The sequence below is a fragment of the Cohnella cellulosilytica genome (assembly GCF_042431195.1).
GTDB classification, from domain to species: domain Bacteria; phylum Bacillota; class Bacilli; order Paenibacillales; family Paenibacillaceae; genus Cohnella; species Cohnella cellulosilytica.
The window spans coordinates 1-24,780 of the sequence record NZ_JBHMDN010000008.1 but is presented as its reverse complement, the minus strand read 5'-3'; the positions used below and the strand labels follow the sequence as shown (position 1 = coordinate 24,780).

Below are 24,780 nucleotides of genomic sequence, written 5' to 3'. Positions count from 1 at the left end.
TCCGCACACGCTCATGTCCTTGATCGTCGCCTAACTTTGAAACTCATCATAGAGAATAAAAATCCCCCTGTCAAGCCTCTTCTCCTGAATTGGTCCCGTCCTCTTTTCCTGACCTGCTCCCGTCCTCTCCTCACCTCCTCTGTCCTCTTCTGTCCCCTCTTCTCCGCTCCTTTCCGCAGTTTCCGCACCTCGCTCCTTCCTTCCCAGCGCACCGATCGCCTCTCTATCTCACTTTCGTCTCGCCTGAGTCATCTGCCAACCCTTTCCGTCCGTCCCTCCTTCACCCGCCCACCAACTGGCCTTCTATCTCACTTTTGCCTTACCTGAGTCATCTGCCGACCCCCTATTTTTGCCGCGTTTTGCTGAACAAGCATCTATCTCAATTTCGCCTTACCTAAGTAAAATGCAGAAATAATCCTTCCCTTCCTCCGTCTCTTCCGCCCCCCTCTGCAGATTGCTCAGGTAACGCAATTTAGAGATACAAAACGAATTTTATCCTCCTAAAATATCCCATAAATCGAGAAAAAATTTCGTCTTTTCTTCGCTTCTTTTATTGAAAAGGGAACGTTTGTTTGGTACAATAAAATAAGAACAAACGTTCGAAATTGTGTTTGAAGGGGGAGTTTGGGATGATGTCCATTCGCAGGTTTATGACGTTGTTTCCGGACGAGCAGTCGTGCCGGGATTTCTTGTTCGGCATCCGCTGGCCGCGCGGCTTTATTTGCACCAAATGCGGCGAAATGAGATACAGCCTGATCAAAACGCGGAACGTGTTCGAATGCGCCAATTGCAAGACCCAGACGTCCCTTACCTCCAACACGCTGATGCACCGTACGTAATTGCCCCTTCGCTACTGGATGGTTGCGATCTATTGGGTCGCGTCCGGACATCGCTGCTCGGCTCGCAGGCTTGCCGGTACGCTTAAGCTTCAATACCGTACCGCAAGGTGGCTGCTTAACAAAATTAGAGCGGCGATGTACAGCAACGAGTCGGCTCCGCTGTTCGACTTCTGGAATCGCGAGAAACGAACAGCCCAGCAGCCGATCGTCAGGAAAGCGATGCAGATGATGTACAGAAGAGCCCGGTCCTTCGTCCGCAAGTATTACGGCCGCGTGGCGAAATGGAGGCGACCGTACTACTATTGCGAGTACCGATTCCGTTGCAGCAACGAGCACAACCCTGTCGAAGCGCTAGTGAAGCTGGCGACGAGTGCCTGTACGACGATCTACACGATGAACGAGTACGGAAGTCTCCGTTCCACCTCTCGGCGGAGGCTTGACGATGAAGCCGCTTAAAGCTTTCTGCTCATTCCGTAAAAGTTCGGATACATAAGCTCGAAGCCATGCGTCGTATACATTTTCATCCTATCCAGATCGGAAATAACGATGAGGCTCGCGTCTTTAACCGCGCTGCGGTCGACGTAATCTATTAACTCTTTCATAAGTTCATGAACGACAGAGTCGTCCCGGCAATCGGAGCGAACAATTACATCCACGATTTGGAAATGATAAACTCCGTCTCCGATGACCCTTCCCGTCCCGAGCAGCTTGTTCTGCTCGTCTCGCGCGCAGGCGACAAACAGCGAATGGCGAAACGCCGCTTCGGCAGATAGCGGATTTTGCGGGCCAAGACTCGCTTCCGCTCTTAATGCTGCATATTCCCCGGCTTCCGGAAAACCATGATTAATTAGCAACTCGATCCCTTCTTTCTAATGGTCTGTTTGATGATTCTGCTTGATGATTCCTCACACGTAACTTACTTTACTACATTCATGCAAGTGCTAAAGTTTTGTCCCGTTCTTCATGAATCCTTTCTATTCGCCGCTCAAACCTTGTTATGCTTCTTTAAGCTTTTACTTTTAGCTTTTAAGAGCCGGGGCGATTGCGAAGCTCGAAACCTTCTGCTATAGTGAAGCATCCAACCAAGTTTTTTTGTGAACCGATCGCCCGGCTTTGATGAGGTAGACGCCTAAGCTTTCGTCCGAAGGAGAGGGATGTTCGTTGAGGTACTATAAGCCGATTGAGATAGCGAGGCAGCTTCATATTAGCACGAGCGCGCTGCGGCATTATGAGTCCTGGGGCGTTGTTCCCGCTCCCGAGCGGGCGGACAATGGGTACCGGCTGTACACGGAAGTGCATCTGGCCTATTTCCGCTGCCTGCGTGCCATGTTTCCCGGCTTCGGGGTCAAAGCGACCTGCGACGTGCTGAAGATGATCCAGGACGGGCGGACCGACAAGGCTTTCTGGAAGATCAACAAGGAGCAGGCTCTTTTGCAGCAGGAGAAGCAGGCGGCCGATCAGACGCTCGAGCTGCTTCACCCTATTGAAGCCGCGCAGATGACGAATCCGAAAGCCAAGAAACGGATGACGATCGGAGAGGTCGCCCGCTTGGCCGGTGTGGCCGCTTCCGCGATCCGCCACTGGGAGAAGGAGGGGCTGCTTGTGCCGGAACGGGACCCGGAGAACGGATATCGCGTGTTCACGCCTCAACACTTGCGCAAAATATTGCTCATTCGCACGCTGCGGAGCACGATCTATTTTCTGAAAAGCATGAAGGAAATCGTACACGCGCTGGATCATCACAGCCTGGAGCACGCCAAAAAGGTCACGGAGGAAGCCATTCGCAGCATCGACGACCGCAACCGCAACCAGTTGCTAGGCATTCATCGGTTGATCGAGCTTTGCGGGGTGCTGGAGCTCGTGTGAACGAGAAGAAAGCCATCCCGCCGAGTTAATCGGGGAGATGACTTTCCATGGGGTTTACGGTGTATTTTGTTTGCCGGAGGGAGCGGCGATTTGTTGGCCGCGCGCCCGAGCGAATACAGCGAGAATCGGAACGAGCAGCGCGGCGGAAGCCAGCAGCGACGCCCTCACGGACAGCCGGCTGCCAATCCAGCCGACGAAGGGCCCGCCGCCCGTTTGACCCAGCGCATCCGATTGGCTCAGCATAGACAGTACGGTGGCCCGCGAACGGCTCTCGATGTTCATGTTAAGCCATGTGTCATAGAGAGGACCGGTTAGCGCCGTTACGACCTCTATCAGCAGCACGGCGGCCAGCGCATACGCGAAGTCCGGCGATAAGGCCAGCCCCGCTATGCCCAACACTCGAGCAGCAGTCAGGACGACCAGGCTTCGGCGGACGAATTTCTCGCCGGCAATGTTCATGCGCTTTTCCGCCGCCCAGACCGCCGCCAGGCTCAGCAGCGTCGACGCCAGCGCGATCAAGCCGAACCATGTCGCCATGTTGAACCGAATTGCGGCCGGAAAGCCGATATCTCCGATTACGAAAGCTTGCCAAAGTCGGTCGTAGCCTTCCGAAGCCGCCCCGCTGAACAGAGTTACGATCAAAATCATCAGCAATATCCGGTTGCCTCTGACGGTTCGCGCTCCCATCACCCATGTCGTCTTCATACTGCGCCAATGGGAGGAACCACCCTCGGGTTTCTCCGGCCTGGTAAAGTTCGTTTCCTTCATCTGGACGATCAGAAACGCGCCCAACGCCAAGTACATCAAGCCCCCGGCAATATAAGGCAGGTTGTAACCGACCGTGGAAATGGCTACACTGAGTCCGATGCCAAGAAGCGTTCCGATCAAGCCGATCCTCTTCGCCTTCAGGAATACGCCGCCCGCGCGGTCCTCTCCCACCTCGTCGACCATCCAGGCGGAATCGGCGCCGCTGACAAACGTGAATCCGATGCCGAAGACGACCTGCGCAATCAGCAGCCAGACGAACGCGGACATGGCTGTGCCACCGTCCCCCAGCCACATTGCGCTTCCTTCCAGTACGAATCCGGCTCCGAGCACGAACATGCCGACAATGACGGATGCTCTTCGGCTATACGTGTCCGCCATAACTCCCGTGACACCCTCGAAGAGCAATACCGTAACCTCCAGCACCACTCCTACCATCAGAAGCTGTAGAGGATTAAAACCAAGCGCAACAACCTGATAGATAGCATAGGTCGTAAACATCGTCGCATTAGCCAACGACGTCATAAACCCCATAATCATATAAATTCGCGATGCATCCAGTTTCTTCAAAACGTCGAATCCGCCTCTCTATATACGGCAGATCAACGCGTTCATCCTACCCGTGCCGACAATCGTCAAACGCGATTAGATCGCGCGTTGCCTACCGCTTGCTGTCTCTTTCCTGAAGGTTGGCTGCCGTCCTAGCGGATTGTTGAGTTCTTTGCATATTTTTACACCTCCGAATGAATTGAGCTTATTATACATGATAGTCCCCTAATCGCCTACCTCTAATGACTCTCCCGGATCTCCACCTTGCGAATGCGGTGCTTGTCCCGTTCCCGGACGATGAAATGCAGCTCTCCGAAGCTCCATTCCCCGCCTTCGGCCAACTCCGGCTGCCTGGCGTACAGCCAGCCTCCGATCGTGTCGATGCCGTCCTGTTCGAGCGAGGAGCCGAGCAGCAAATTGATTTCGTCGATCGGCGTTAATCCGTCGACCAAATAATGGCCCGCTCCCAGTTGCTCGATCGGCTTTTTCTCGTCGTTGTCGAATTCGTCGCGGATTTCTCCTACGATTTCCTCGAGAATGTCTTCGATGGTCACCAGACCGGAAGTGCCTCCGTACTCGTCGAGCAAAATCGCCAGATGCACGCGTTCTTCCTGCATTCTGACCAGCAGCAATTTAACCGGCATCGCCTCCGGAACGGTCATGACCGGATGGATATGCTTGCGGAAATCGAATTCCGGATCGTTATCGTATTTCAGGAACAAATGTTTCGTATTGATGAATCCGATAATATCATCCTTGTTTTCCTTCGCGACCGGGAAACGCGTATACTGCTCTTTCCTCACGACCGCTACCAGCTCTTCAAGCGACATGTTCTCGTACAAGCAGACCATATCGGTGCGGGGCACCATAATTTCCTTGGCCATCATTTCGTCGAATTGAAAAATCCGGTTTACGTAACCGAATTCGGTATTGTTGATTTTTCCGCTCTCGTAGCTTTCCGACAAAATGATGCGGATCTCCTCTTCCGAGTGCGCTTCCTCATGCTCGCTGGCCGGCTTCATCCCGAACACCCGCACAAGCGCGTTGGCCGAGCCGTTCAAGACCCAAATAAACGGATACATGACTTTATGGAAAATAATGATCAGCGGAGCGGTAAACACCGAGATCGCTTCGGCTTTGTGAATCGCCATCGTCTTCGGAGCCAGCTCGCCGAGCACAACGTGCAAAAACGTAATCGATACGAAGGCGATGCCGAAGGATAAAATGTGGCCGGCGCTCTCTCCGATTCCCAATTGCCCGAACACCGGATACAGCATCTTCTCGACCGTCGGCTCGCCGAGCCAGCCGAGGCCCAGAGCGGTAATCGTAATGCCGAGCTGACAGGCGGACAAGTAGCCGTCCAGGTTGCTCGTCACCTTTTGAACTGCCAGCGCGTTTTTTCTGCCCTCCATCACCATCTGGTCGACGCGGCTGGAGCGCAGCTTGATGACGGCGAATTCGGTCGCCACGAAAAAGGCGGTTAAAACGATAAGAACGACGACGAGAACTAAATTAAGAATCAACTGAGTCTTCCTCTCCTGCTTAATATGATATTACATACGGATTCCGGGCCCGAATGTAACAATTATTTGGGCATTAACGGATAGGAAGACCGAATTTTCGCTATCCATGCGCGCCGTCGGCATGAACGGTGTGCGATTCGAATACGTTGGCTTCGCGATAATTCACGTCCGAGCGCAGGCTTCCCGCGAGCTGGCGGTCGATGTCCCCTTGCTCGAACATCGCCTGAATCTCGTTTCTCTCCGATTGAATCGCCTTTAGCTCCAATTCCCTGCGCAGCTCGCTCTTCTCGGTCTTGCCCGCGTCTTTGTACCAATCGTTCTGTAGCAGCAGCTCGATCTCGCGATAATCGGCCAGCACGGACCGGACGATCTCCCGATTGTTTTCCCCCGCCGCTTCCATCTCTTTCAGACGCTCGATCGCTCTGCGAACGCAGATGAGCTTGACCTGCTTCATCGACTCCCAGTTCGGATGGTCCGGCGACATGCGGGTTGCTCCCTTCTTGCCGCGGAACAAACGTTTCATCGCGAGCCAAAACAGCAGCACCGCCCGCTTCGGAAAAGCCTTATTGGACAAAATCAGTTCCATCTGTCCAAGCGAGGTCAACAAACGGCTTTCCATAGCCGCCGTAATCTTGCCTTCGCGCTGCAAGGACAAGACGGCCTCCCGCTCGGTTTTCATCGCTTCCAGTCGAATGCCGATGGCCGCTCTCCATTCCTTCCGATAGTCCACGCGGCCTTCCATCCTCATCTGCTGAAGCCGCCTGTTATACTCCGATATGACCTCTACCGCTTCGCGTTTGTTTTCTTCGGTCATTTCTTCGCGGATCGTGCTCAGGCCGGCTTCCAGCACGCGCATTCTCGCCTCGCGTTCGTTCAGGCCCCGCGTCTCCGGCGTTTGGCTTTCGGCCTTCTTCGTTCCTCGCGTCAGCAAGGGCAGGAAGATGCTCGCGGAGACGAGCGTCAGCAGGATAACGCCTGCGCAGATGTAGAGCATCAGACTACGTCCCGGGAACACCCTGCCGTCGATGAAGACGGTCGGAATCGAGAAAGCGGCCGCGAGCGTCAGCGCGCCGCGCACCCCGGAGAGCGTCATGAGCAGCGCCGAGCGGGCTTTCCGGTTGCTCAGCCATACCCAGGCGAATCGGATTAACAGCAGCAGCGCCGTAATGATGAAAATATAGCCGATCGCCTGCGCGTTGTTATACGCCGGATCGTCCCATACGGCGGCGATCACTTCGGGAATTTCCAGCCCGAGCAAAATAAACACAAGTCCGTTCAGTACGTATAAAATAACCGACCAGGTGCTGTCCGAAACGACCCGCAGACGGGAAGAGGAGGATTCCAGCCGCTCCCTTTCGATCGAATGCACGATTCCTCCGGCCACGACGGCCAAAATTCCGGACACATGAATTTCTTCCGCCGCCAGAAAAATCACGAAAGGCGTCACGATGATGATCAGCATGTGCAGCGTAACGTCCTCGATGCCCAGCCGCCGCAAGAACAAGCGCAGCCAGATGAGCGCAAAACCCAAAACCGCGCCGACGAGCAGCCCGCCGACGGCAATGGTGATGAAGCTGCCGACGGCTTTCGGCAGCGAGAACTCGCCGCTCAGCGCCGCGGCGATCGCGAAGTTGAAGGCGACGAGCCCCGAAGCGTCGTTCATGAGCGCCTCGCCCTCCAGCAGCCGCATCATGCGGCCGGGCAGCTTGACGCGGCTCGATAGAGAGCCGACCGCCACGGCGTCCGTCGGGGACAGAATGGCCGCGAGCGCGAAGGCGGCGGCCAGCGGAATGGCGGGAATGAGCCAATGGATCACCGGACCCGCGATCAGCACGGTGGCGAGCACAAGTCCGAGCGCCATCAGCAATATGTATTTTCGCAGGCGCCACAGCTCGTCCCGCGGGATGATTTTACCGTCGTTGAACAGCAAAGGAGCGATGAACAGAACGAGAAACAGCTCCGGATTGAGGGGCACATGGTGCAATCCCGGCATATAAGCCGCCGCGACGCCCAGCGCAATCTGTATAATCGGTACGGGGACGAACGGAATAAATCGATGAAGGACATTGGATAGACCGATGAGCATGAGCAGCATCAGCACCATAATCAGCAATTCCATAGGCATACGCTCCTTACGGATGTCCCGAAGGCCGGGACGTCCTCTATGATTCAAAGATAGCATACCCTATTTAACCTGCTTGTTGTATAAATTATTTGTCGATTTGCAAGAGCTTGTACAGCTGCTCCGCTTCGGTCAATTCTCCTATGCCCGCGCGGCTGAGGCGGCCTTCCGCATCGATTGCGAACGTGGCGGGAAGCGCGGAGACGCGATAACGTTCGGCCGCTCGGCCGGTCGCGTCGATCAGCACCGGGAACGAGATGTCGTGCGCCTTCAAAAACTCGTTTACCGTGCCCTTGGTGTCTCCGACATTGACCGAGATCAACCGAAAGCGGTCCGAGGCCTCGCGATACGTTCGATCGATCAGAGGCATCTCCTTGACGCAGGGCTGGCACCAGGAAGCCCAGAAGTTAACGAGGACAGGCTGTCCCCGATAATCTAGCAGATCGACTTTCGCGCCGGACGTGTCGATCCCTTCGATCGCGGGAGCTTCTTTTCCGACGGCGATCCCTCCCCTGCCATCGGATTCGCTACGGAAAGACGTCCAGGCGACCGCGCATAAAACAAGTATCGCCAGCAGGCCGATTATGCCGGTCAATCCTCTCCGGTACGAACGCCCCCGCATCATTCGAGCGCCGCCTTGAAAGCCGCGTGAAGCGGATGCTCGCCGTGAATCGTCCGATACGATTCCACATCGCCTTCCGCGCATTTGCGGCCCTCGATCAGGAAAACCACCCGATCCGCAATATCCTCGGCCACCTGCAGCTGGTGCGTGCTGAAGACGACCGCGTGCCCTTTTTGCTTCAGCCCGTCCAATAATCTCACGAACTCGTCCATCCAATAAGGGTCCAGGCCGTTGGTCGGCTCATCCATCAGCAGCAGCGGCGGCTCGGCCAGAATCGCCTGAGCGAACAGCAAGCGCTGCCTCATCCCTTTGGAGAAGGTTTGAACCCTGCCGCTGCGCTTGTGCTCCAGACCGACCGTCTCCAGCACTTCCTGCACCCGCAATTTGCCGATCCCCCGCAGCGCCGCCCAGAAGTTCAGCGCTTCTCCCGCCGTCAGTCCCGGGCTGAACGAATAATCGTCCGGCATATAGCCGAGCTGCTTGGCATACTCCGCCCGGTTGCTTGCCCATTCCCATCCGTTCAGCCGAACGCTTCCGCCGCTCGGCCGCAGAATGCCGGCGAGCATTCGCAGAATCGTGCTCTTGCCCGCGCCGTTGCCGCCGCACAGGGCGAGCACCTGCCCCCTGTCCAGCCTGACGTCGATCGGTTCGACCAGAACCTGCTTCTTGATCGCCTTGGTCATTCCCTCGGCGACAAGCAAAGATTCAGCCATGCGAGCGCCTCCTTTCCCATATCCAGCAGACGAGCGCTCCGGACAAGCCGACCAGCGCCGCGCATCCTCCCAGGAAACCGAGCGTTCCGCCCGTCCCTTGCACCCATTGAACCCAGTCGTAATATTCCGGTCCCAGCACTGCCCCTCCCCCGAGCTTGATCACGACGAACAAACGGACCAGCTCGGCCGGATTAACGAACGTAAAAAACACGAGAACAGGCTTGATCCAGACATAGGGCAGGTTGCCGAGCAGCGCGATCAGAATCGTCGACCAGCCGATGACGAGGAAGAACCACAGCGCGACGCTGATCGTCATCGCCTGCCACCGATTGCGGGACAACGAGCCGACAATCATCGCGATCGCCAGAAACAAAAGGACGAGCCCGGCGGAGAAGGCGAGAAACAACAGATAGGTTTTTAGCGCAAAGCCGGCTCCGAAGGCCCAACCGGCAACGCCCATCAGTCCGTAGCCAAAAGCGACAATCGCAAGCAGCGTGACCGACAGCCCCGCGTATTTGCCGACGATGTAGGAAACCGTGCCGAGCGGATAGGTCGACAGCAGCTGCCAGCTGCCCTCCTCCTTCTCCGAAGTTAACGAGAACGAACCGAGAAGCAAAGTCATCAGAGGCAGCAAATAAAGAATCAGACTGATCATCGACCCCGTCGTTCCCGAGTAGCCCTGCACAACGCCTCGGGCGTTCATCAGCAGGAGACTCAGGCTGAATATCGAGAACAATACCATAAAGGAATAGGACCAGGGATTCCGAAACCCGATACGTATCTCCCTTAGCGCAACCTGCAGCATGTTAGCCATCGCTTATGTCTCCGTATGTCCTTGCGCCCCGTGACCGTTTTCCATGCCGCCCTCGGCGTCGGGGCTGTGCCCCATGCCATCCCCGGCATTCTGGCCATGCTCCATGCCGCCTTCCGCGCTGTGGTTATGCTCCATGCCGCCCATGTTCATGCCGTCCGTATTTTGCGTCCAGGTATGCTTGGCCAGATCGTCCGCGCTCATCAGCTGTCCGACGCCTTGCTCGGCGATAAACGCCTCAGCCGATTTCTTGTCCTTGAAGCTGACGATCCCATAAGCCATCGGCGTGCGGATGGAAGCGTCGTAAACGTAGGTGGCGGCGGAAAATTCAATCCATTCCTTGTCGTTGTAATCTCTGACGAAATCCATGCCGATATTATCCGTGCCGTTTTGCGTTTTCCATTCGTTCATGCAGCCAATGTCGTCGAACTTGTAGTTTTTGCCGTCCTTGGTCGTGAGCTGCGTGGCGTAGGCGTCGTCTTTGATCTGCATTTTGCAGATCGCGCATACGTCGACTTCCTCGTTGATCGGAACCGCCTCGTATTTCTTCTCCCCGCAGCCGGCAACAACCGCCAAAACCAACGCCACAACGCCAACTATCATCCACTTTTTCATGATTTTCTTACCCCCAAATAAATTGTAGATACAGCAGCCAACGTCAAAACGAATCCGATCCATCCGACCTCCGGATCCCGATCGGCCGCAAGACGCGAGGCTCCGCCGGCGCCCGCCCCCTCGGGCGGCTCCATCAGCGGTGCAATATCCTCGGACCATTCCGACTTGTCGCTTGTAAACAAACCGCTAAGAAACGTCATGCCCGGCGACTGGAAAAACAGCTGAAAAGCCGGAGCGCGGTCAACCGCCCTTTCGAAAAACGGATTGATGGCGTACGCCAGATCGCCGATCCCGTCTCCGTCGGCATCCAGCGACTGCGCGGCATCCCAGTAGTTGTTCTCCATCCGGTTGCCGGCGCTGTCCGTCGCTTGCGCTTCGATCACATTGGACAGAAACACGTTGCTCGCGAACGAATTATCGGAAGATTCCAAAAATTGAATTCCGACAAAGTTTCTAAGCACCTCGTTGTTTGCCAAACGATTATTCGAGGACAGCTCCATATAGATGCCAACCCGATTGCCTTCGAACGTGTTCCGTTCGATCAGCGAGGTCTGAACGTCGAAGAGAAGCAGCCCCTGGGAGTGGACGTTCTCGCTTTGCTTGCGGAACGAATTGTCCGTCACGACGGCGTCTCTGACCCCCATGACCATGGCCCCGGTAACGTTGTACTCCCCTTCGTTCCTTCGCACGATCGTTCCGTCCGTATACATGCAGTGAATTCCGTATCTCGAACGATAGATTCGATTCTCTTCGACGATGGCGCGATGGCTTTTCTCCAGGTAGATGCCGTCCTTCATGTCGAACACTTCGTTATGCTCGATTCGCGCCTCATGCGACTCATAAAGATCGATGCCGTTGCCTGTTCGCGCAGTGGCGCCTCTGACGGCGGCCGCTTCCGCCGAGTGCACGACGTTGCCGGAGATAACCGCCCTGTCCGCGCCGCGCAGAGAAATTCCGAACCCCGAGGATTCGATGACCGAGTCCCGGATGACGACATCGTCGGCCTCGACCGCCACCGCCGCCAGCTTGTCCGAATCCGCACCGACCACGCGAATGCCTCGAAGCTCCGATCGGGGAGCGCGCACGGTCAGCGCAGCCGCTCCATCCAGTCCGTACAGGGTTGCGCCCGACTCTGCGCGGATCGTGAGCGTTTTGTCGACGACCGCGGGTCCGGCGTAATCTCCCGCGGCGAGCACGAGCTCGCTTCCGGGCTCCGCTTGATCGAGAATCGGTTGAAGCGGCACCGCTTGAACCGCCGGTTCCGCCGCGGCAGCCGGCCCGGGCCAGCCGATTCCGGCCAACAGAAGAGCAGCCAGAGCTGCGCCGCCAGCGATGCCGCCTCTCCGACTTTCGCCCTTCCTGTTCATGGCGTCACTTCCACCGATTTTTTCTTCGTGATGTGAAGCTCGCCGTTATAGATATGAATGTACACATCGTAGGTCGCGCCTTCCGCGAAGCTGAAGTTCGCCGAGTAGGTGGCGCCCTCCCTGTCGACCTCTTCCAGCAGCTCGGGCAGACCGCTGTGGTCCGCTTTGCGGATTTCGTACTGCACGATCGTATTTTTCTCGTCCACAAGCCCTGTTACCGTCGTGATCAGCTTGACGTCCGTTCCCGCCTTCGCTGCCGCCGGGTCCGTCGTCAATTCCACCTTTACCGCTCTCGGATCTTGATCCCCGGGCTTGGAGGACGCGCATCCCGAGAGGCACCAGACGGCCAGGACAATCAGCGTCAGCCACCCCGTCGTTCTCATTTTCATCCGGATCGCCCCTATCTGTTCAAGTGCTTCCACCTTATTCTAACTTGAGATCCGACCCTTGACATAACCCGTTAGGGCTACATCCGATGACATAATTGTGACAATTGCGAACGCGCTCGAATCAGGAATGAACCAAATGTCCGGCGGATATACATGAACAACGGAAATCGCGGCGAAAGAAGGGGTAAGATGTCCAAAAAAGCGGTTGTGTTGGCCTGCGTCGTCGGCTTGTCGCTCGCGGGTGGAGGTTGCGGTCCGTTAAACGGAAAATACTCGGGGGGAGCGGCGGCGGAAACTTCGGCGAGCAGCTCGGCGCTGCGGCTGGACGTTCGTTCCGAACGAGGAGGGATGGCGGTAATGGAGGAAAATATCATTCGGCTCGCGCTGCGGGACGAAGCGGGAAATCCGGTCGAACAGGCGCGCATCGAGGCCTACCTGGTCATGCCGGGCATGTTCTGCGGACGAATTCCGGCGGAGGCGCGAGCCGTCGGGCCGGGACAATACGAGCTGCTGGCGATTCCCGTCATGGCGGGCAAATGGGAGGCGGAAATTTCCGTCGCGTCGGACGGAGATTCGCTGCGGGCCGCTCATCCTTTTAAAGCCATGTAGTTAATGTCATTAAACATCTGTCCTCACCAAAGCCAGGGATGCACGCTCGGAATCCAGCCGTTGGCCGCCATTCCTTTCAGAATAGCCAGAATCCCCATCGTGTACGCAAGCGCCGTGCCGGCTGCGCGCATTATTTTTTTGCGGCCCTTGCCCAGTCTGCCGGAGAAAAGCGCAAGCAGCGCGAAGACCGGAACGGTGGCCAGCCCGAAGGCAAGCAGCAGCGCCGCCCCCTCCGCCCACGAGCCGGAAGCGGCAGCGTTCATCTGCATTGCATAGGTCAATCCGCACGGAAGGAAGCCGAGCAAGACGCCCGAGGAGTAAGTGCCCATCCATGCCCCTTCCCGCTTGTTCTCCGTCAGCCTTCGATCCGCCTTCCTCCCGAAAGGGAAAAACCGGTGAGGGTAAGGAAGCGTGAAGCGCCAGTACGTCCAGGCGATAATCAGCGCTCCGCCGGCAATGCTGGCCAAGCTTTGCAGGCCGACGAACGTGCCGGCCGCGTTCAGGAACGAGCCGACTATTCCCATGAAGGCTCCCGTAGCGGTGTAAGTCGTCAGTCGGCCGGCATGATACGCCGCCGCGGCTTTAATCGGCCGCTTCCCAGCGTTCAGCACAATCGAGGAGGTGATGCCGCCGCACATGATCAGACAGTGCGGAGCGCCGGCCAGCCCCGCCGCCGCAGCAAGAAGCAGGCTCTGCGCAAGCATCATTCGCGCCCTCCGAACACCGCGGCCCTCCGGAGCCGCAGCGCGTTGCCGACGACGAGCAGCGAGCTTGCCGCCATCCCCATGCAGGCGACCCGGGGGTCCAAATATCCGAATGCCGCCAGAGGGACGGCAGCCGTATTGTAGGCAATCGCGAAACCGATATTCTGCTTGATGTTCCGCAGCGCCGATCTGCTGATGGAGATCGCGTCCGCCAGACCGGACAGGCGGTCTCGCGTCAGCACCACGTCGCCGGTCTGCATGGCGGCTCCGGCTCCGCCCCCCATCGCGACGCCGACGTCGGCCGTCGCAAGAGCGGCCGCGTCGTTGTTGCCGTCCCCGACGAAGGCGACAACCTGCCCGGCGCGCCGCGCTTCCTCGACGATCGCCGCCTTGCGATCCGGCGCGCAGGCCGCCTGGACGTCGCCGATGCCCGCTTGCCGGGCAATCGCCTGCGCGGGCTCCGGCTGGTCGCCGGTCACCATGCCGATCGAGGCCGCGCGCTCCAGCAGCCTTACGACCTCCGGAGCCTCGCTTCTCAGCGAATCGGAGAAGGCGAGCTCGCCCGCGAAGCGTCCGTCAATCGTCATGCACAGCACCGTCACGCCGGGGCGGACGGCCGCGGTTCCCGGCGCTCGCGCCTGCTCCGAAGCGCCCTCGCCCCGCAGCACCCAGCCGGGATGGCCGATCCGCACAAGCTTGCCTTCGACCCGCCCCTCCATCCCTCCTCCCGGCACCTCGAGGACGTCCGCGGACTCGGGCGCAAGCACGCGCAGACGCTCCGCCTCCCGGACGATGGCCTGGGCGAGCGGGTGCGCGGAATGCCGTTCGACAGCGGCGGCCATCTTCAACAGATAAGCGTGCGGACGCCCGGCGGCGCGCGCCTCGATCAGGCGCGGCTTGCCCTCGGTCAGCGTTCCGGTTTTGTCGAACAAAATCCGGTCGGCCTTCGCCAGCGTCTCCATCGCGCTTCCGTGCTTAAACAGAATCCCCCGCTTGGCGGCGAGCGCCGTGGCGATCAGAATCGATACCGGCGCCGCCAGGCCGAGCGCGCAGGGACAAGCGATCAGCAGCACGGCGAGCGCGTAGCGCATCGCCTCTTCCGATGCCGCCGCGCCCGCCGCCAACGCCCAGCCCGCATACGTCGCCGCGGCGCACAGCGCCATTGCCGGCACGAACACCGCGGCCGCCCTGTCCGCCCTGCGCGCGATCGTCGGCTTCAGGCTTTGCGCCTCTTCGACCATCGCGATCATCCGCGAGAGCCGCGTCTCTCCGGCGTCGCATTCGGCGCGAATCCGCAGCGAACCGTTCAGACATCGGGTTCCGCTGTACGCGTAATCGCCCGTCCGCCTCAGCGAGGGCGCGCTTTCCCCCGTCAGCAGCGACTCGTCGATCTCGGCGGCGCCCGAGACGATGCGGCCGTCCGCGGAGATCCACTCCCCGGCCAGCACGACGACCTGTTCGCCGCGCCGCAGCTCGCCGGCCGGAATCCAATCTTCTCCCTGCTTTCTCGCTACCCGAACGAAACGGATTTGCAGGCCGTACAGCTCGTTCAGATCCTTTAGCGCCCGGCCTTTGGCTTTGGCCTCGAGCAGCTTGCCCAGCAGCACAACCGTCAAGATCATCGCGATCGTATCGAAATAAAGCTGATCGTGCGGGATCGCCCCCTGCGAACGCATCAGCTTGTAATGGCTGTAGAAATAAGCGACGGAAGTGCTGAGAACGACCAGCGCGTCCATGTTCGCGCTCCGCTGCTTGAGCGCCTGGTAGGCGCCTCTGTAGAAGGAGTAGCCGACGTAAAATTGCAGCACCGTCGCCAGCCCAAGCTGCAAATAAGGGTGGAAAAAAAGATCGGGAACCCATAAGGACGAAGACAAAAGCGGAAGATGGGCGAGCATCGCCCAAAAAAGCGGGATCGAGACGGCGACGGCGACCAGCAGCTTGTTGCGGAGGAGACGGACTTCGGACTCGTGCGCCTTCTGCGGAGAATCGACCTGCTCGGCGGCTCCGTACCCGAGCTGCTCGATTTTGCGCCGGATGTCCGCTTCGCCGGTCACCCGGGGATCGTATTGCACGAACGCTTGCGCCGTCGCCATATTGACGCTCGCGCCGCCGACGCCGCTCATGCGGCCGAGTCCTTTCTCGATACGGGCCGAGCATGCGGCGCACGTCATTCCCGTCACTTGCAAACGCAGCGTATCCATGCGGCATCCCATCCTGTTCGAAGATTCGGCGGCTTCGCCTGTCCTTCTCTACCCTATGAGGATGCTTGGCGATTCAGAATAAGGGGATGTCCCCGCCCCGCGGCTCCCCGGAGACCGCGTCGGCCCCGATCAGCCGCTTCAGCTTGTTTTCGGTCGTCGATTCCGGCACCGGCGTGTAGATGCTGCATCGCAGATCCACGCTGCCCTGAACCTGCAGCGACGTCAGATGGAACAGCATCTTGCCGACCTTGGCGTGCCGGAACTCGATCAGCACCTCCGGGGCCGACTGCACCTCGCTCTCCTCCCACAGAGCCTCGAACTCCGGATGGGCCGCCTTCATTTCGCCGAGAAAGCGGTCGTACCACCGATCCTCGACGTATTGTCCGTAATAGGCGCGGAAGATGGCCAGGAAACCCTTCGTGAAATGCTCCCAGTTGACGGCCAATCTGCGCAGCTCCTTCCTGGCGAACAGCAGCCGGATCATATTCCGCTCCTCGGCCGGCACCTGCTCGAAGTCGAGAAAGACGTGAGCCGCCGCTTCGTTCCACCCGACGATCGCGTGACGCCGGTCCGTAATGATCGTCGGACAATAAGTCAGCTCGCGCAAAATCCGTCTGAGCGACGGGCTGATCTCGGGCAGCTCCTCCTTGAGGACCGTTCCAGGACTCGACTCCATCGCCAGGGAATGCAAATACTTGCGCTCGTCCACGCTTAGCTGCAGCGCCGAAGCGATGCACTCCAGCACGGAAGCCGATACGCGAATGTCCCGTCCCTGCTCGAACCACGTATACCAGGTCAGGCTGACCCCGGCGAGCTGGGCGACCTCCTCCCTGCGCAGACCCGGCGTCCTCCTGCGGCTTCCCGTTCCGAAGCCCGCCGATTCCGGCGATATTTTCGCCCGTTTGGCTTTAAGAAAAGCTGACAGAGCCGACAGCCTCGCTTCATGATTCATCGCTTGTTCCTCCGCTCCGGCAAGCCGAACCGCCGCATCGGCCCCGCGGCGCATCTTCGGTTCGGCTTGAATCGTATTATCGTATTACTCATTATACTAGTATAATTGGCAACTTGTAATAGGATAAATGAAATGAGATGCTGAACGTACTTTGACACGAACAAGGAGTGGAATCGGTATGGAACAAGTCGTCATCACCGGAATGGGCGCCCTGACGCCGCTCGGCAATTCGGTGGATAGCTTCTGGGAGCGGCTGGCGCGCGGGGATTCCGGCGTATCGCGGATCGAAACATTCGATACGTCGCGGTTCAAGGCCCAAATCGCGGGATCGGTGCGCGGCTTCGATGCGGAAGCGCTGTTCGGACGCAAGGAAGCGCGCCGCATGGATCGCTTCTGCCAGTTCGCGCTGGCCGCGGCCGGACAAGCCTGGGAGGATGCGGGGCTGCACGAGGCGCAGGTCGACGGAGAAAGGCTTGGCGTCTACGTGGGCTCGGGCGTCGGAGGTTTGCAAACGCTGCTGGATCAGGCCGCGGTGCTGCGCGACCGGGGACCGGAACGGGTCAGCCCGATGCTCGTGCCGATGATTATCTCGAACATGGCCGCCGCCCTGATCAGCATGAAATTCGGCGCGCTCGGTCCGACCGTGTCCCCGGTGACCGCCTGCTCGATCGGCAATACGTCGATTGGCGAGGCGTTCCGGCTGATCCGCGGCGGCGGCGCGGACATCGTCATCGCCGGCGGCGCGGAAGCGGCCTTGTCCGATATTGCGCTTGCCAGCTTCGGCAACGCGACCGCCCTCTCCTCCCGCAACGACGATCCGGCCGGAGCCAGCCGCCCGTTCGACGCCGGCCGCGACGGCTTCGTCATGGCCGAGGGAGCCGGCATCGTCGTTCTGGAATCGCTGGCCCATGCCAGACAACGCGGCGCGCGCATCTACGCCGAAGTGATCGGCTACGGCGCCAGCTCGGACGCCTATCATATGGTGGCGACGCATCCCGAAGGCGACGGGGCTTACCGGGCGATGAGAGCGGCGCTCGCGGAAGCCGGTCTGCGGCCGGAGCAGGTCGACGTCATCAGCGCCCACGCGACAAGCACGGAGATCGGCGACCGCTCCGAGACGCTGGCGATCAAGCGGCTGTTCGGCGAGCACGCCTACCGCGTGCCCGTGACCGCGAACAAATCGATGACCGGCCACCTGCTCGGCGCCTCCAGCGCGGTCGAAGCGATCGCGCTCGTCAAGAGCCTGCAGGCCGGCATCGTTCCGCCGACGATCAACTACGAGACGCCCGATCCCGACTGCGATCTGGATTGCGTGCCGAACGAGGCCAGACGGGCCGAGCTGAGCGTCGGCCTCTCCAACTCGTTCGGATTCGGCGGACATAACGCGGTGATCGCGCTGCGAAAATACGCCTGAATTCGCTCCCCCGTCCGGACAGCCTGAAGCATGCATGACTCGATAAGCCCGTCCTCTTCCGCCTCGGCGCTCATGCCCGAGGCGTCGGGTCGTCCAGCAGGACGTAACCTTCCGCCAGCTCGACTTCGACCAGTTCGCCCATCCCCCTGCCGCCCAACTCGAACTCGGCATCGCTGCCGATGAAAATCATGTTCCGTCGGTCCCGATTCCGCTTCGCCGGGAGCGAATAGCAGCGCGTGTCGGCGAAGACGCGGCGCAAAGTCGTGCCGATCGCCTCCGTCAGGCCGTCGTCGCGCGGTCGTCCCATCACGTTGAGGACAAGCGCGCCTCCCGGGCTCAGCTTGTCCGAAGCGAGCCGGAAAAACGCCTCCGTCGTCAGATGGGCAGGCGTTCCCTTGCTCGTAAACGCGTCGAGGACGATATAATCGAAAGCCCCGTCGGGCTCCGCCTCGAGCAGGGCGCGTCCGTCTCCGATGGCCACGTTGTGGTCCGCATATCCGAAATAGCGGCGGCTCAGCTCCACGACCGCTGCGTCGATCTCCGCCACTTTAACGGCCTTCCCGGAGTAATAACGAGGAATCGAGCCGCACCCGTGCCCGATCACGAACAAACTCCCGAAGGAAGGGTCCCGCAGCTCCAGCAGGCGCGCCAGCGCTTTCTGATAGCCCAGCACAAGGCGCCGGCTGTCTCTCAAGTCGATCGCGCCCTGCACGTCCTCGTCCGCGAAGCGCATGCACCTGAATCTGCCCGCCTCTCCGTCCAATTGCGCCGTTTCATAAACTGCGATTTCGTTATACGGCGATGTGACCTCTGCCACGGTTTGCATCCTCATCGCGAATTCCATCTCACGGACGTCATCGTCCTCACCTCGTCTGCTTTATCCCTCTATCCTACCACGAATACCTGCCGCGAATATCGCGCCGACTTCCCGTTGGGCGATTTTTGCCGTTTTATCGTCCGTTCGGAAAAAGGCATCCGGCATCCCGTTTTTCGACTTGTTTTGCCGCCCTCTATGGATTATTATATGAGCAAGTATTCATTTGACAACGGGAGAGGAACACCATGATCGAATATCGGGTCAAAGGACTTTCATGCGGGAATTGCGCCCGAACGCTCGAGGAGGAAATTCGGCGGCTGGATTACGGAGAGTCGGCCACGCTCAGCTTCGCCAGCGGCAAGCTGAAGCTCGACGAACGGGTGCCGCTCGAACGGGTGCGGCAAATTCTCGGCAGCGATCGGGCTTATCTCGCCGAGCCTTCGGAGGGTGCGGAGCCGTCCGGATCGGGAGCGTCCCCGGCCGCGGCGCAGACGCTCCCCCTCGCGCAAAAGCGCGACGGCGAACAGATGCGCGATCGCGGCGAGCACGGTGACGAGCATGGCCACGCGCATGGCGACGAACACGAACACGCTCATGCTCAAGGAAGCAAGCGGCTGATCGCCATTCTGGGCGTGTCGGCGGCGATCTATGCCGCCGCGCTGATCATGGACGGATCGGTCCCCTCTCTCCTCGCCGTCGGTTGTTACCTGACAGCCGCCGCGCTCAGCGGATACGGCACTTTCTATAAAGGCGTCAAAAACCTGCTCCGCCTCAAGTTCAACATCGACACGCTGATGACGATCGCGCTGGTCGGCGCCGTCTCGATCGGCGAATGGAAGGAAGCGACCCTTGTCGCCATTTTGTTCGGGGTCAACGAGCTTCTCGAAGGACTCGGCATGGAGAAAGCCCGCCGCTCGATGGAGAAGCTTCTCAGCGTCGCGCCGAAGCAGGCACTCAAGCTGGAGGACGGCGCAGAGACGCTTGTGCCGGTCGCGGCGCTGCAGATTGGCGATACGGTCGTCGTCAAGCCCGGGGAGAAAATTCCTTCCGACGGCTCGATCGTGTTCGGGCGAAGCTCGGTGAACGAAGCGGCCATAACCGGCGAGTCGCTGCCTTTGGAGAAGGGCCCGGGCGATTCGGTGTACGGAGGCAGTCTCAACAACGAAGGCGTTATCCGCGTGCGCATCGCCAGGGCGTACAAGGATTCCTCGCTGGCCCGCATCCTGCACCTCGTCGAGGAAGCTCAAGAGACGAGAACGCCGACCGAGCTGTTCATCGACCGCTTCGCCAAATACTACACGCCGCTCATTATGATCGTTGCGGCGCTCGTCGCGCTCGTCCCTCCCCTGCTGCTCGACGGGAACTGGACGAAATGGCTCTACCAGGGACTCGCCGTGCTGATCGTCGGCTGTCCTTGCGCGCTCATCCTGTCGTCTCCGATCGCCATTCTGTCGGGTATTGCGCGCAGCGCCCGCCACGGCGTTCTCGTCAAGGGAGGCGTTCATCTCGAGCAGCTCGGCAAGCTGGATACGCTCGCTTTCGACAAGACCGGAACGCTGACCAAGGGCGAGCCTCACGTCGAGGAGACGGTCATATACGAGGAGCCGCGCTTCTTCTCCGCCGCCGGCGCCATCGAGAGGGCCTCCTCCCATCCGCTGGCCAAGGCGATCATGAAGGAAGTCGAGCGCTCGGGCATAGCGCCTCTGGAGGCCGACGGCATACGGGCGGTTCCGGGCCGCGGCGCCGTCGCCGACTGCGGGGAGGAAACGTATTGGCTGGGCAACGAGAGCCTCATCGAGCATTTCGCGATTCCCGAGCGCGTTCGCGAGCAGATCGAAAGGTTGAAGCAAAACGGACTTACCGTCGTTCTGGTCGCCGACCGGGTCGATGTGCTGGGATTGTTCGGCATTGCCGACGAAATTCGCGAGGAGAGCGCCTCCGTCCTCTCGGCGCTGCGCCGGGAGGGCATCCGCCGCACCGTCATGCTGACGGGAGACCATGCGAAGACGGCGGACAAGGTGGCCCGCGCGGTCGGCATCGACGAGGCGTTCGGCAATCTGCTGCCGGAGGATAAGGTCGCCATGGTGAAAAGCCTTGCCGCGCAGGGAGCGGTCGGTATGATCGGGGACGGTATTAACGACGCCCCCGCCCTGGCCTCCGCCCGCCTCGGCATTGCGATGGGCAAAGGTACGGACAGCGCCATCGAGACGGCGGACGTCGTGCTGATGCAGGATCACCTGGGCAAATTGCCGGAAGCGATTCGCCTGGCCAGACGAGTCAACCGCACGATTCGTTTCAACATCGCCGTCTCCCTCGGACTGAAGCTGGCCGCGCTGCTGTTGACCTTGCCGGGCTGGCTCACGCTGTGGTTCGCCATTTTATCGGATATGGGAGCAACGGTATTCGTTACGCTCGTCAGCTTAACGATTCTGATCGAGCGCAAAGCCTGAACCCCGATTTGTCAGGCCGCCTTTCCGGCGGCTTTTTTCCATTCGCCCGTTCCCGGAATCCCGGAGGCGAGAGCCGGCCGCTACGCACTCCTCCATTTTTCGTTCGGGCAGCCAAAGGTACAAGCCGTACGGACGAGTTCCTCATATACTCTAGTATTCTCTGGAGAAACGAGGTGAGCCCTATGAGTTGCGAATGTCACCACGACAAGCATAAATCCCGCAACGAACATAAGAGCTGCGGCAAGCACAAGTCCCATGGCGGACACAGAAGCTCCGGCATGCATCACTCTCACGGCATGCACAGAACCGGCGGCGCGCACAAGTCCCATGGCATGCACAAATCCGGCGGCAGGCACGAGTGCCGCGAGCCGCATAAAAGCTGCGGCCAGCGGAGCGAAGGTCACGACAGGAAGCACAAATCCTGCCACAAGAGCGAGCACCACAGCCACGGCCATGACCATCGCGGAGGCTGCTGCCATCCCTACCTGAGATCCTGGCTGTAAAACGGAGCGGCATACGCTCGCCGGGGCTGTCCCATAAGCAGAGCTGCTTATGGAACAGCCTCTTCGTCGTGTTCGCGCCCGTTATTTTACGACCAGAACCGGAATTTGCGCTTGCTGAACGACATGGTGGCTGACGCTTCCGAGCATCCATTCGCGAATCGGCCCCAACCCTCGGTTGCCGATAACGATCAGATCGCAGCAATTGTCCCGGGCATATTCGAGAAGCGCCGAGGACGGGGTTCCGTTCAACACGACGACCTTCGCGTAGGGCAGCTCCTTCACCGTGTCCTCCGCTTGGCGAACGAGGTCGTTCTGATATTCCTTCATCCGTTCTTCGTAATCGTTCGGCACCACCATGCCGAAGCCCGCAAATGCATACGGAGGGCGCAAAGTGACGTGGGCCACCGTAAGCTTGCTTCCCGGGCGGCTTTCGACGAGCTTGATCGCGTGCTGAAGCGCTTTGTTCGACGCCTTGGAGCCGTCATATGCGGCTAATACGTGATGGTACGCCATACTGATCCCTCCAAAATGATGTTGATCTCTGTCGTGCTTACAGCATATTCCCTCTTTGCCCGGATTTCTGTAGTGTTCCTCACATTTGGGCGATATTGTGTCTTTTCTTGTCCGGATTATGACTTTCGTTACATTAGCGTTTCCGCCGCTTGTGGTACATTAAGGGAGAACACGTACGACAGGCAAAGGAGAGCTTACTATGCGATACGAATTTCTCCACCCCGCGGATCAAATCCTGCTGATGATGGACCGGATTTACGGCTACGGCATGACGACGACCTCGGGAGGCAATCTTTCCATTCTCGACGAAAACAATCAGATTTGGATTACGCCCGCCGGCGTGGACAAGGGCGCCCTGACCAGAAACGACATCGTCTGCGTCAAGCCAGACGGATCGGTGGTCGGGCCTCATCGCCCGTCCAGCGAGTTTCCGTTTCACCGGCTCATCTACGACGCCAGACCCGACTTGCGCGCGGTCGTGCACGCGCACCCGCCCGCTCTCGTCTCGTTCAGCATCGTCAGGCGCATTCCCGATACGAGACTGCTGCCGAACGAACGGCAAATTTGCGGAGAGATCGGCATGGCGGAATACGCGCTCCCCGGCAGCCGCGAGCTGGGGGAGAATATCGCCGCCGTGTTCAAGCGCGGCATCGACTCGGTCATGCTGGAAAACCACGGCGTCGTCGTCGGAGGAACGGACCTGTTCAAGGCGTTCCAACGCTTCGAGACGCTCGATTTCTGCGCGCGCCTGGAGATCAACGCCAGACGAATCGGCAATCCGGCGCTGCTGTCGGACGAACAGTTCCGCACGGTCGCGGACGGCGACGAGCCGGCGCCGGGCGCTTTCGTTCCGGGAGCGTACGGTACGGAAGAGCTGGCTATCCGCCGGGACATGTGCGCGCTCATCAAACGCGCGTACGATCAGCGTCTGTTCACGAGCACGCAGGGCACCTTCTCTCACCGGCTGGCGGACGGCGCCTTTGTCATTACGCCTTACGGAGCCGACCGCAAATATTTGGAGCCGGAGGATCTCGTCCGCATCGAAGGCGAAGCAGCCGAGGCCGGCAAGACGCCGAGCCGGTCCGTCCGCCTGCACCGGCGCGTGTATGAGCTGCATCCGCATATCGACAGCGTGATTATCGCCCATCCTCCCAACGCGATGGCTTTTGCCGTCACCGATCGGGCGCTGGATTCGCGGACGATTCCGGAAAGCTACATTTTGATGAGACGGACGCCCAAGCTGCCCTTCGATGCCGTCTATCGGGACACGGAAGGAACGGCGGCCTGTTTTACGAAGGATACCCCGATCGCCCTCGTGGAGAACAACTGCGTCATCGTTACCGGCCAAAATCTGCTCAACGCCTTCGACCGGCTCGAGGTCGCCGAATACAGCGCCAAAGCGCTGCTATCGGCCGGCTGCCTGGGAGAGATCGCGCACATCGGCCCGGCGCAAATCCGCGAGCTGGAAGTTGCGTTTAAGCTGTAACCGGCAGCAGCGCCTTCGGCGTCCCTTTGACTAAGATCGCTTTTTTGTCGGAGACGTTTTTCGGAAAGGATAAACGAAGTCGCTGTTTTGTGGGGGGACGTTTTCGAAAAGGATAAACGAAGATCGCTGATTTGTCGGGAGATGATTTCGGAACGTTTAGCGGTTCTTGCGTTTTCCTGCCGAATTGCGAATAAAGCCCGCCGAACGCTCGGCCTCCCTCGGGGGAGCAAGCGTCTGGCGGGCTTATTCGGACGGGATCAATCGGGATAAGTCTTCTGCAAAAATTCCATCGATTGCCGGATTAAAGCTTTCAGCACTTCGATATCAATGTCTTCCAGCTTGTTGACGTAGACGCAGGCTTTGCCCGCCGTGTACTTGCCCAGCTTTGGCAGCAGCGCTTCGCGCCCCGCGTCCCCCGTCGCAAAATAGAGACTTGTCTTCGCTTTTCTCGGCGAGAAGCCGACGAGAGGCGCCTCTCCCTCATGTCCGGTCGCGTACTTGTAACGGTACGATCCGAAGCCGATAATGCTCGGCCCCCACATCTTCGCGGGATAACCGGTCGTCTCGGCGAAAATATCGAGCAGCTTGTACGCGTCCTCGCGTTTTTTGGGAGAATCCACGTTGGCGATAAATTCGAGGACGCTATTTTCGGTTTCTTTCGTTTTCTGTTCGTACGCGATGCGGACCACGGCTCCTTTCCTCTGCAGCGGATGGCTTGTGAGTTCAACGTATCATGTCCGACAGCGCCTTGTCAAAAGCTTGAAAAAGCAAAGCTTCAAAGCCGCAACAGCCTGCCGGACCGTTAAATGCAGCTGGGCGCTCGATTGGGCTTGCGTAACGGTCTGGCGGAAGCCGTCGATTAACTGTGGCTAAACACAACGCCTTCTCTCCCACTCGGTAATTTTGCGAGTTCATGTGGGACAGGAGGCGTTTTTTGACGTGCTTGCTGC

At 59.2% G+C, this 24,780-nt stretch carries 25 protein-coding genes; 8 read left to right on the top strand and 17 right to left on the bottom strand.

What is annotated here, in order from left to right:
* Positions 1-629: 629 nt before the first annotated feature.
* Together ACFFT4_RS05010 and ACFFT4_RS05005 are read left to right on the top strand one after the other, a co-directional pair.
* Positions 630-839, top strand: coding sequence for a transposase (locus ACFFT4_RS05010; protein WP_378045581.1), 210 nt, complete (start codon positions 630-632; stop codon positions 837-839).
* Positions 840-1,295 carry a hypothetical protein gene (locus tag ACFFT4_RS05005; protein WP_378045580.1) on the top strand — a complete coding sequence of 152 codons (456 nt, stop codon included), beginning with the start codon at positions 840-842 and terminating at the stop codon, positions 1,293-1,295. It abuts the gene before it with no gap.
* Here ACFFT4_RS05005 and ACFFT4_RS05000 read toward each other — a convergent pair.
* A complete protein-coding gene (locus ACFFT4_RS05000) occupies positions 1,292-1,693 on the bottom strand; it encodes a GNAT family N-acetyltransferase (protein ID WP_378045579.1) in 402 nt (133 codons plus the stop codon). The two genes, ACFFT4_RS05005 and ACFFT4_RS05000, sit on opposite strands and share 4 nt — an antisense overlap.
* A gap of 307 nt (positions 1,694-2,000) precedes the next feature.
* Here ACFFT4_RS05000 and ACFFT4_RS04995 point away from each other — a divergent pair, with 307 nt between their 5' ends.
* The gene (locus ACFFT4_RS04995) at positions 2,001-2,705 is read left to right on the top strand and encodes a TioE family transcriptional regulator (protein ID WP_378045577.1); all 705 of its coding nucleotides are present in this window, start codon (positions 2,001-2,003) and stop codon (positions 2,703-2,705) included.
* A gap of 54 nt (positions 2,706-2,759) precedes the next feature.
* Here the strand turns inward: ACFFT4_RS04995 and ACFFT4_RS04990 are convergent, their stop codons facing one another.
* The 9 genes from ACFFT4_RS04990 to ACFFT4_RS04950 form a co-directional block, all read right to left on the bottom strand.
* Positions 2,760-4,040, bottom strand: a complete 1,281-nt coding sequence (locus ACFFT4_RS04990; protein ID WP_378045575.1) for an MFS transporter — start codon at positions 4,038-4,040, stop codon at positions 2,760-2,762.
* A 218-nt stretch (positions 4,041-4,258) separates the two neighbouring features.
* Positions 4,259-5,542: a hemolysin family protein gene (locus ACFFT4_RS04985; RefSeq protein ID WP_378045573.1), complete on the bottom strand. Its 1,284-nt coding sequence runs from the start codon at positions 5,540-5,542 to the stop codon at positions 4,259-4,261.
* Positions 5,543-5,642: 100 nt separating this feature from the next.
* Complete coding sequence (locus tag ACFFT4_RS04980) at positions 5,643-7,661, bottom strand: Na+/H+ antiporter (protein ID WP_378045572.1); 2,019 nt, start codon at positions 7,659-7,661, stop codon at positions 5,643-5,645.
* A gap of 91 nt (positions 7,662-7,752) precedes the next feature.
* Positions 7,753-8,289, bottom strand: coding sequence for a TlpA family protein disulfide reductase (locus tag ACFFT4_RS04975; protein ID WP_378045571.1), 537 nt, complete (start codon positions 8,287-8,289; stop codon positions 7,753-7,755).
* Positions 8,286-8,999 carry an ABC transporter ATP-binding protein gene (locus ACFFT4_RS04970; protein WP_378045569.1) on the bottom strand — a complete coding sequence of 238 codons (714 nt, stop codon included), beginning with the start codon at positions 8,997-8,999 and terminating at the stop codon, positions 8,286-8,288. The genes ACFFT4_RS04975 and ACFFT4_RS04970 overlap by 4 nt, the downstream gene beginning before the upstream one ends.
* Entirely contained in the window at positions 8,992-9,813 is an 822-nt protein-coding gene (locus ACFFT4_RS04965; protein WP_378045568.1) for an ABC transporter permease, read from the bottom strand. The genes ACFFT4_RS04970 and ACFFT4_RS04965 overlap by 8 nt, the downstream gene beginning before the upstream one ends.
* 3 nt (positions 9,814-9,816) lie before the next feature.
* Positions 9,817-10,425, bottom strand: a complete 609-nt coding sequence (locus ACFFT4_RS04960; RefSeq protein WP_378045566.1) for a nitrous oxide reductase accessory protein NosL — start codon at positions 10,423-10,425, stop codon at positions 9,817-9,819.
* Positions 10,422-11,792, bottom strand: coding sequence for a right-handed parallel beta-helix repeat-containing protein (locus tag ACFFT4_RS04955; RefSeq protein ID WP_378045565.1), 1,371 nt, complete (start codon positions 11,790-11,792; stop codon positions 10,422-10,424). Before ACFFT4_RS04955 ends, ACFFT4_RS04960 begins: the two co-directional genes overlap by 4 nt.
* Positions 11,789-12,181 carry a hypothetical protein gene (locus ACFFT4_RS04950; protein WP_378045564.1) on the bottom strand — a complete coding sequence of 131 codons (393 nt, stop codon included), beginning with the start codon at positions 12,179-12,181 and terminating at the stop codon, positions 11,789-11,791. The genes ACFFT4_RS04955 and ACFFT4_RS04950 overlap by 4 nt, the downstream gene beginning before the upstream one ends.
* Before the next feature lie 189 nt (positions 12,182-12,370).
* Here ACFFT4_RS04950 and ACFFT4_RS04945 point away from each other — a divergent pair, with 189 nt between their 5' ends.
* Positions 12,371-12,790, top strand: a complete 420-nt coding sequence (locus ACFFT4_RS04945; protein ID WP_378045562.1) for a FixH family protein — start codon at positions 12,371-12,373, stop codon at positions 12,788-12,790.
* Positions 12,791-12,813: 23 nt separating this feature from the next.
* Here the strand turns inward: ACFFT4_RS04945 and ACFFT4_RS04940 are convergent, their stop codons facing one another.
* The 3 genes from ACFFT4_RS04940 to ACFFT4_RS04930 all read right to left on the bottom strand — a co-directional run bounded on the left by ACFFT4_RS04940 (position 12,814) and on the right by ACFFT4_RS04930 (position 16,647).
* A complete protein-coding gene (locus ACFFT4_RS04940; RefSeq protein WP_378045560.1) occupies positions 12,814-13,497 on the bottom strand; it encodes a sulfite exporter TauE/SafE family protein in 684 nt (227 codons plus the stop codon).
* Complete coding sequence (locus ACFFT4_RS04935; protein WP_378045559.1) at positions 13,494-15,695, bottom strand: heavy metal translocating P-type ATPase; 2,202 nt, start codon at positions 15,693-15,695, stop codon at positions 13,494-13,496. Before ACFFT4_RS04935 ends, ACFFT4_RS04940 begins: the two co-directional genes overlap by 4 nt.
* A gap of 73 nt (positions 15,696-15,768) precedes the next feature.
* Entirely contained in the window at positions 15,769-16,647 is an 879-nt protein-coding gene (locus ACFFT4_RS04930) for a helix-turn-helix transcriptional regulator (RefSeq protein WP_378045558.1), read from the bottom strand.
* Between the two features lie 178 nt (positions 16,648-16,825).
* Here ACFFT4_RS04930 and fabF point away from each other — a divergent pair, with 178 nt between their 5' ends.
* Positions 16,826-18,061, top strand: a complete 1,236-nt coding sequence (gene fabF / locus ACFFT4_RS04925) for a beta-ketoacyl-ACP synthase II (protein ID WP_378045556.1) — start codon at positions 16,826-16,828, stop codon at positions 18,059-18,061.
* Positions 18,062-18,131: 70 nt separating this feature from the next.
* Here fabF and ACFFT4_RS04920 read toward each other — a convergent pair whose 3' ends face one another.
* Complete coding sequence (locus ACFFT4_RS04920; protein ID WP_378045554.1) at positions 18,132-18,878, bottom strand: spermidine synthase; 747 nt, start codon at positions 18,876-18,878, stop codon at positions 18,132-18,134.
* A gap of 245 nt (positions 18,879-19,123) precedes the next feature.
* Here ACFFT4_RS04920 and ACFFT4_RS04915 point away from each other — a divergent pair, with 245 nt between their 5' ends.
* Both ACFFT4_RS04915 and ACFFT4_RS04910 read left to right on the top strand, forming a co-directional pair.
* A complete protein-coding gene (locus ACFFT4_RS04915) occupies positions 19,124-21,328 on the top strand; it encodes a heavy metal translocating P-type ATPase (protein WP_378045552.1) in 2,205 nt (734 codons plus the stop codon).
* A gap of 182 nt (positions 21,329-21,510) precedes the next feature.
* The gene (locus ACFFT4_RS04910; RefSeq protein ID WP_378045550.1) at positions 21,511-21,831 is read left to right on the top strand and encodes a hypothetical protein; all 321 of its coding nucleotides are present in this window, start codon (positions 21,511-21,513) and stop codon (positions 21,829-21,831) included.
* A gap of 81 nt (positions 21,832-21,912) precedes the next feature.
* Here ACFFT4_RS04910 and ACFFT4_RS04905 read toward each other — a convergent pair whose 3' ends face one another.
* A complete protein-coding gene (locus ACFFT4_RS04905; protein ID WP_378045549.1) occupies positions 21,913-22,344 on the bottom strand; it encodes a universal stress protein in 432 nt (143 codons plus the stop codon).
* Between the two features lie 199 nt (positions 22,345-22,543).
* On the opposite strand from ACFFT4_RS04905, the gene ACFFT4_RS04900 reads away from it, so the two are divergent.
* On the top strand, positions 22,544-23,830 hold the full coding sequence (locus ACFFT4_RS04900; RefSeq protein WP_378045547.1) for a class II aldolase/adducin family protein: 1,287 nt from the start codon (positions 22,544-22,546) through the stop codon (positions 23,828-23,830).
* 257 nt (positions 23,831-24,087) lie between these two features.
* On the opposite strand, the gene ACFFT4_RS04895 is transcribed toward ACFFT4_RS04900, so the two are convergent.
* Complete coding sequence (locus ACFFT4_RS04895) at positions 24,088-24,510, bottom strand: DUF1801 domain-containing protein (protein ID WP_378045936.1); 423 nt, start codon at positions 24,508-24,510, stop codon at positions 24,088-24,090.
* Positions 24,511-24,553: 43 nt separating this feature from the next.
* On the bottom strand, positions 24,554-24,780 hold a 227-nt coding region (locus tag ACFFT4_RS04890), incomplete at its 5' end, for a hypothetical protein (RefSeq protein WP_378045545.1).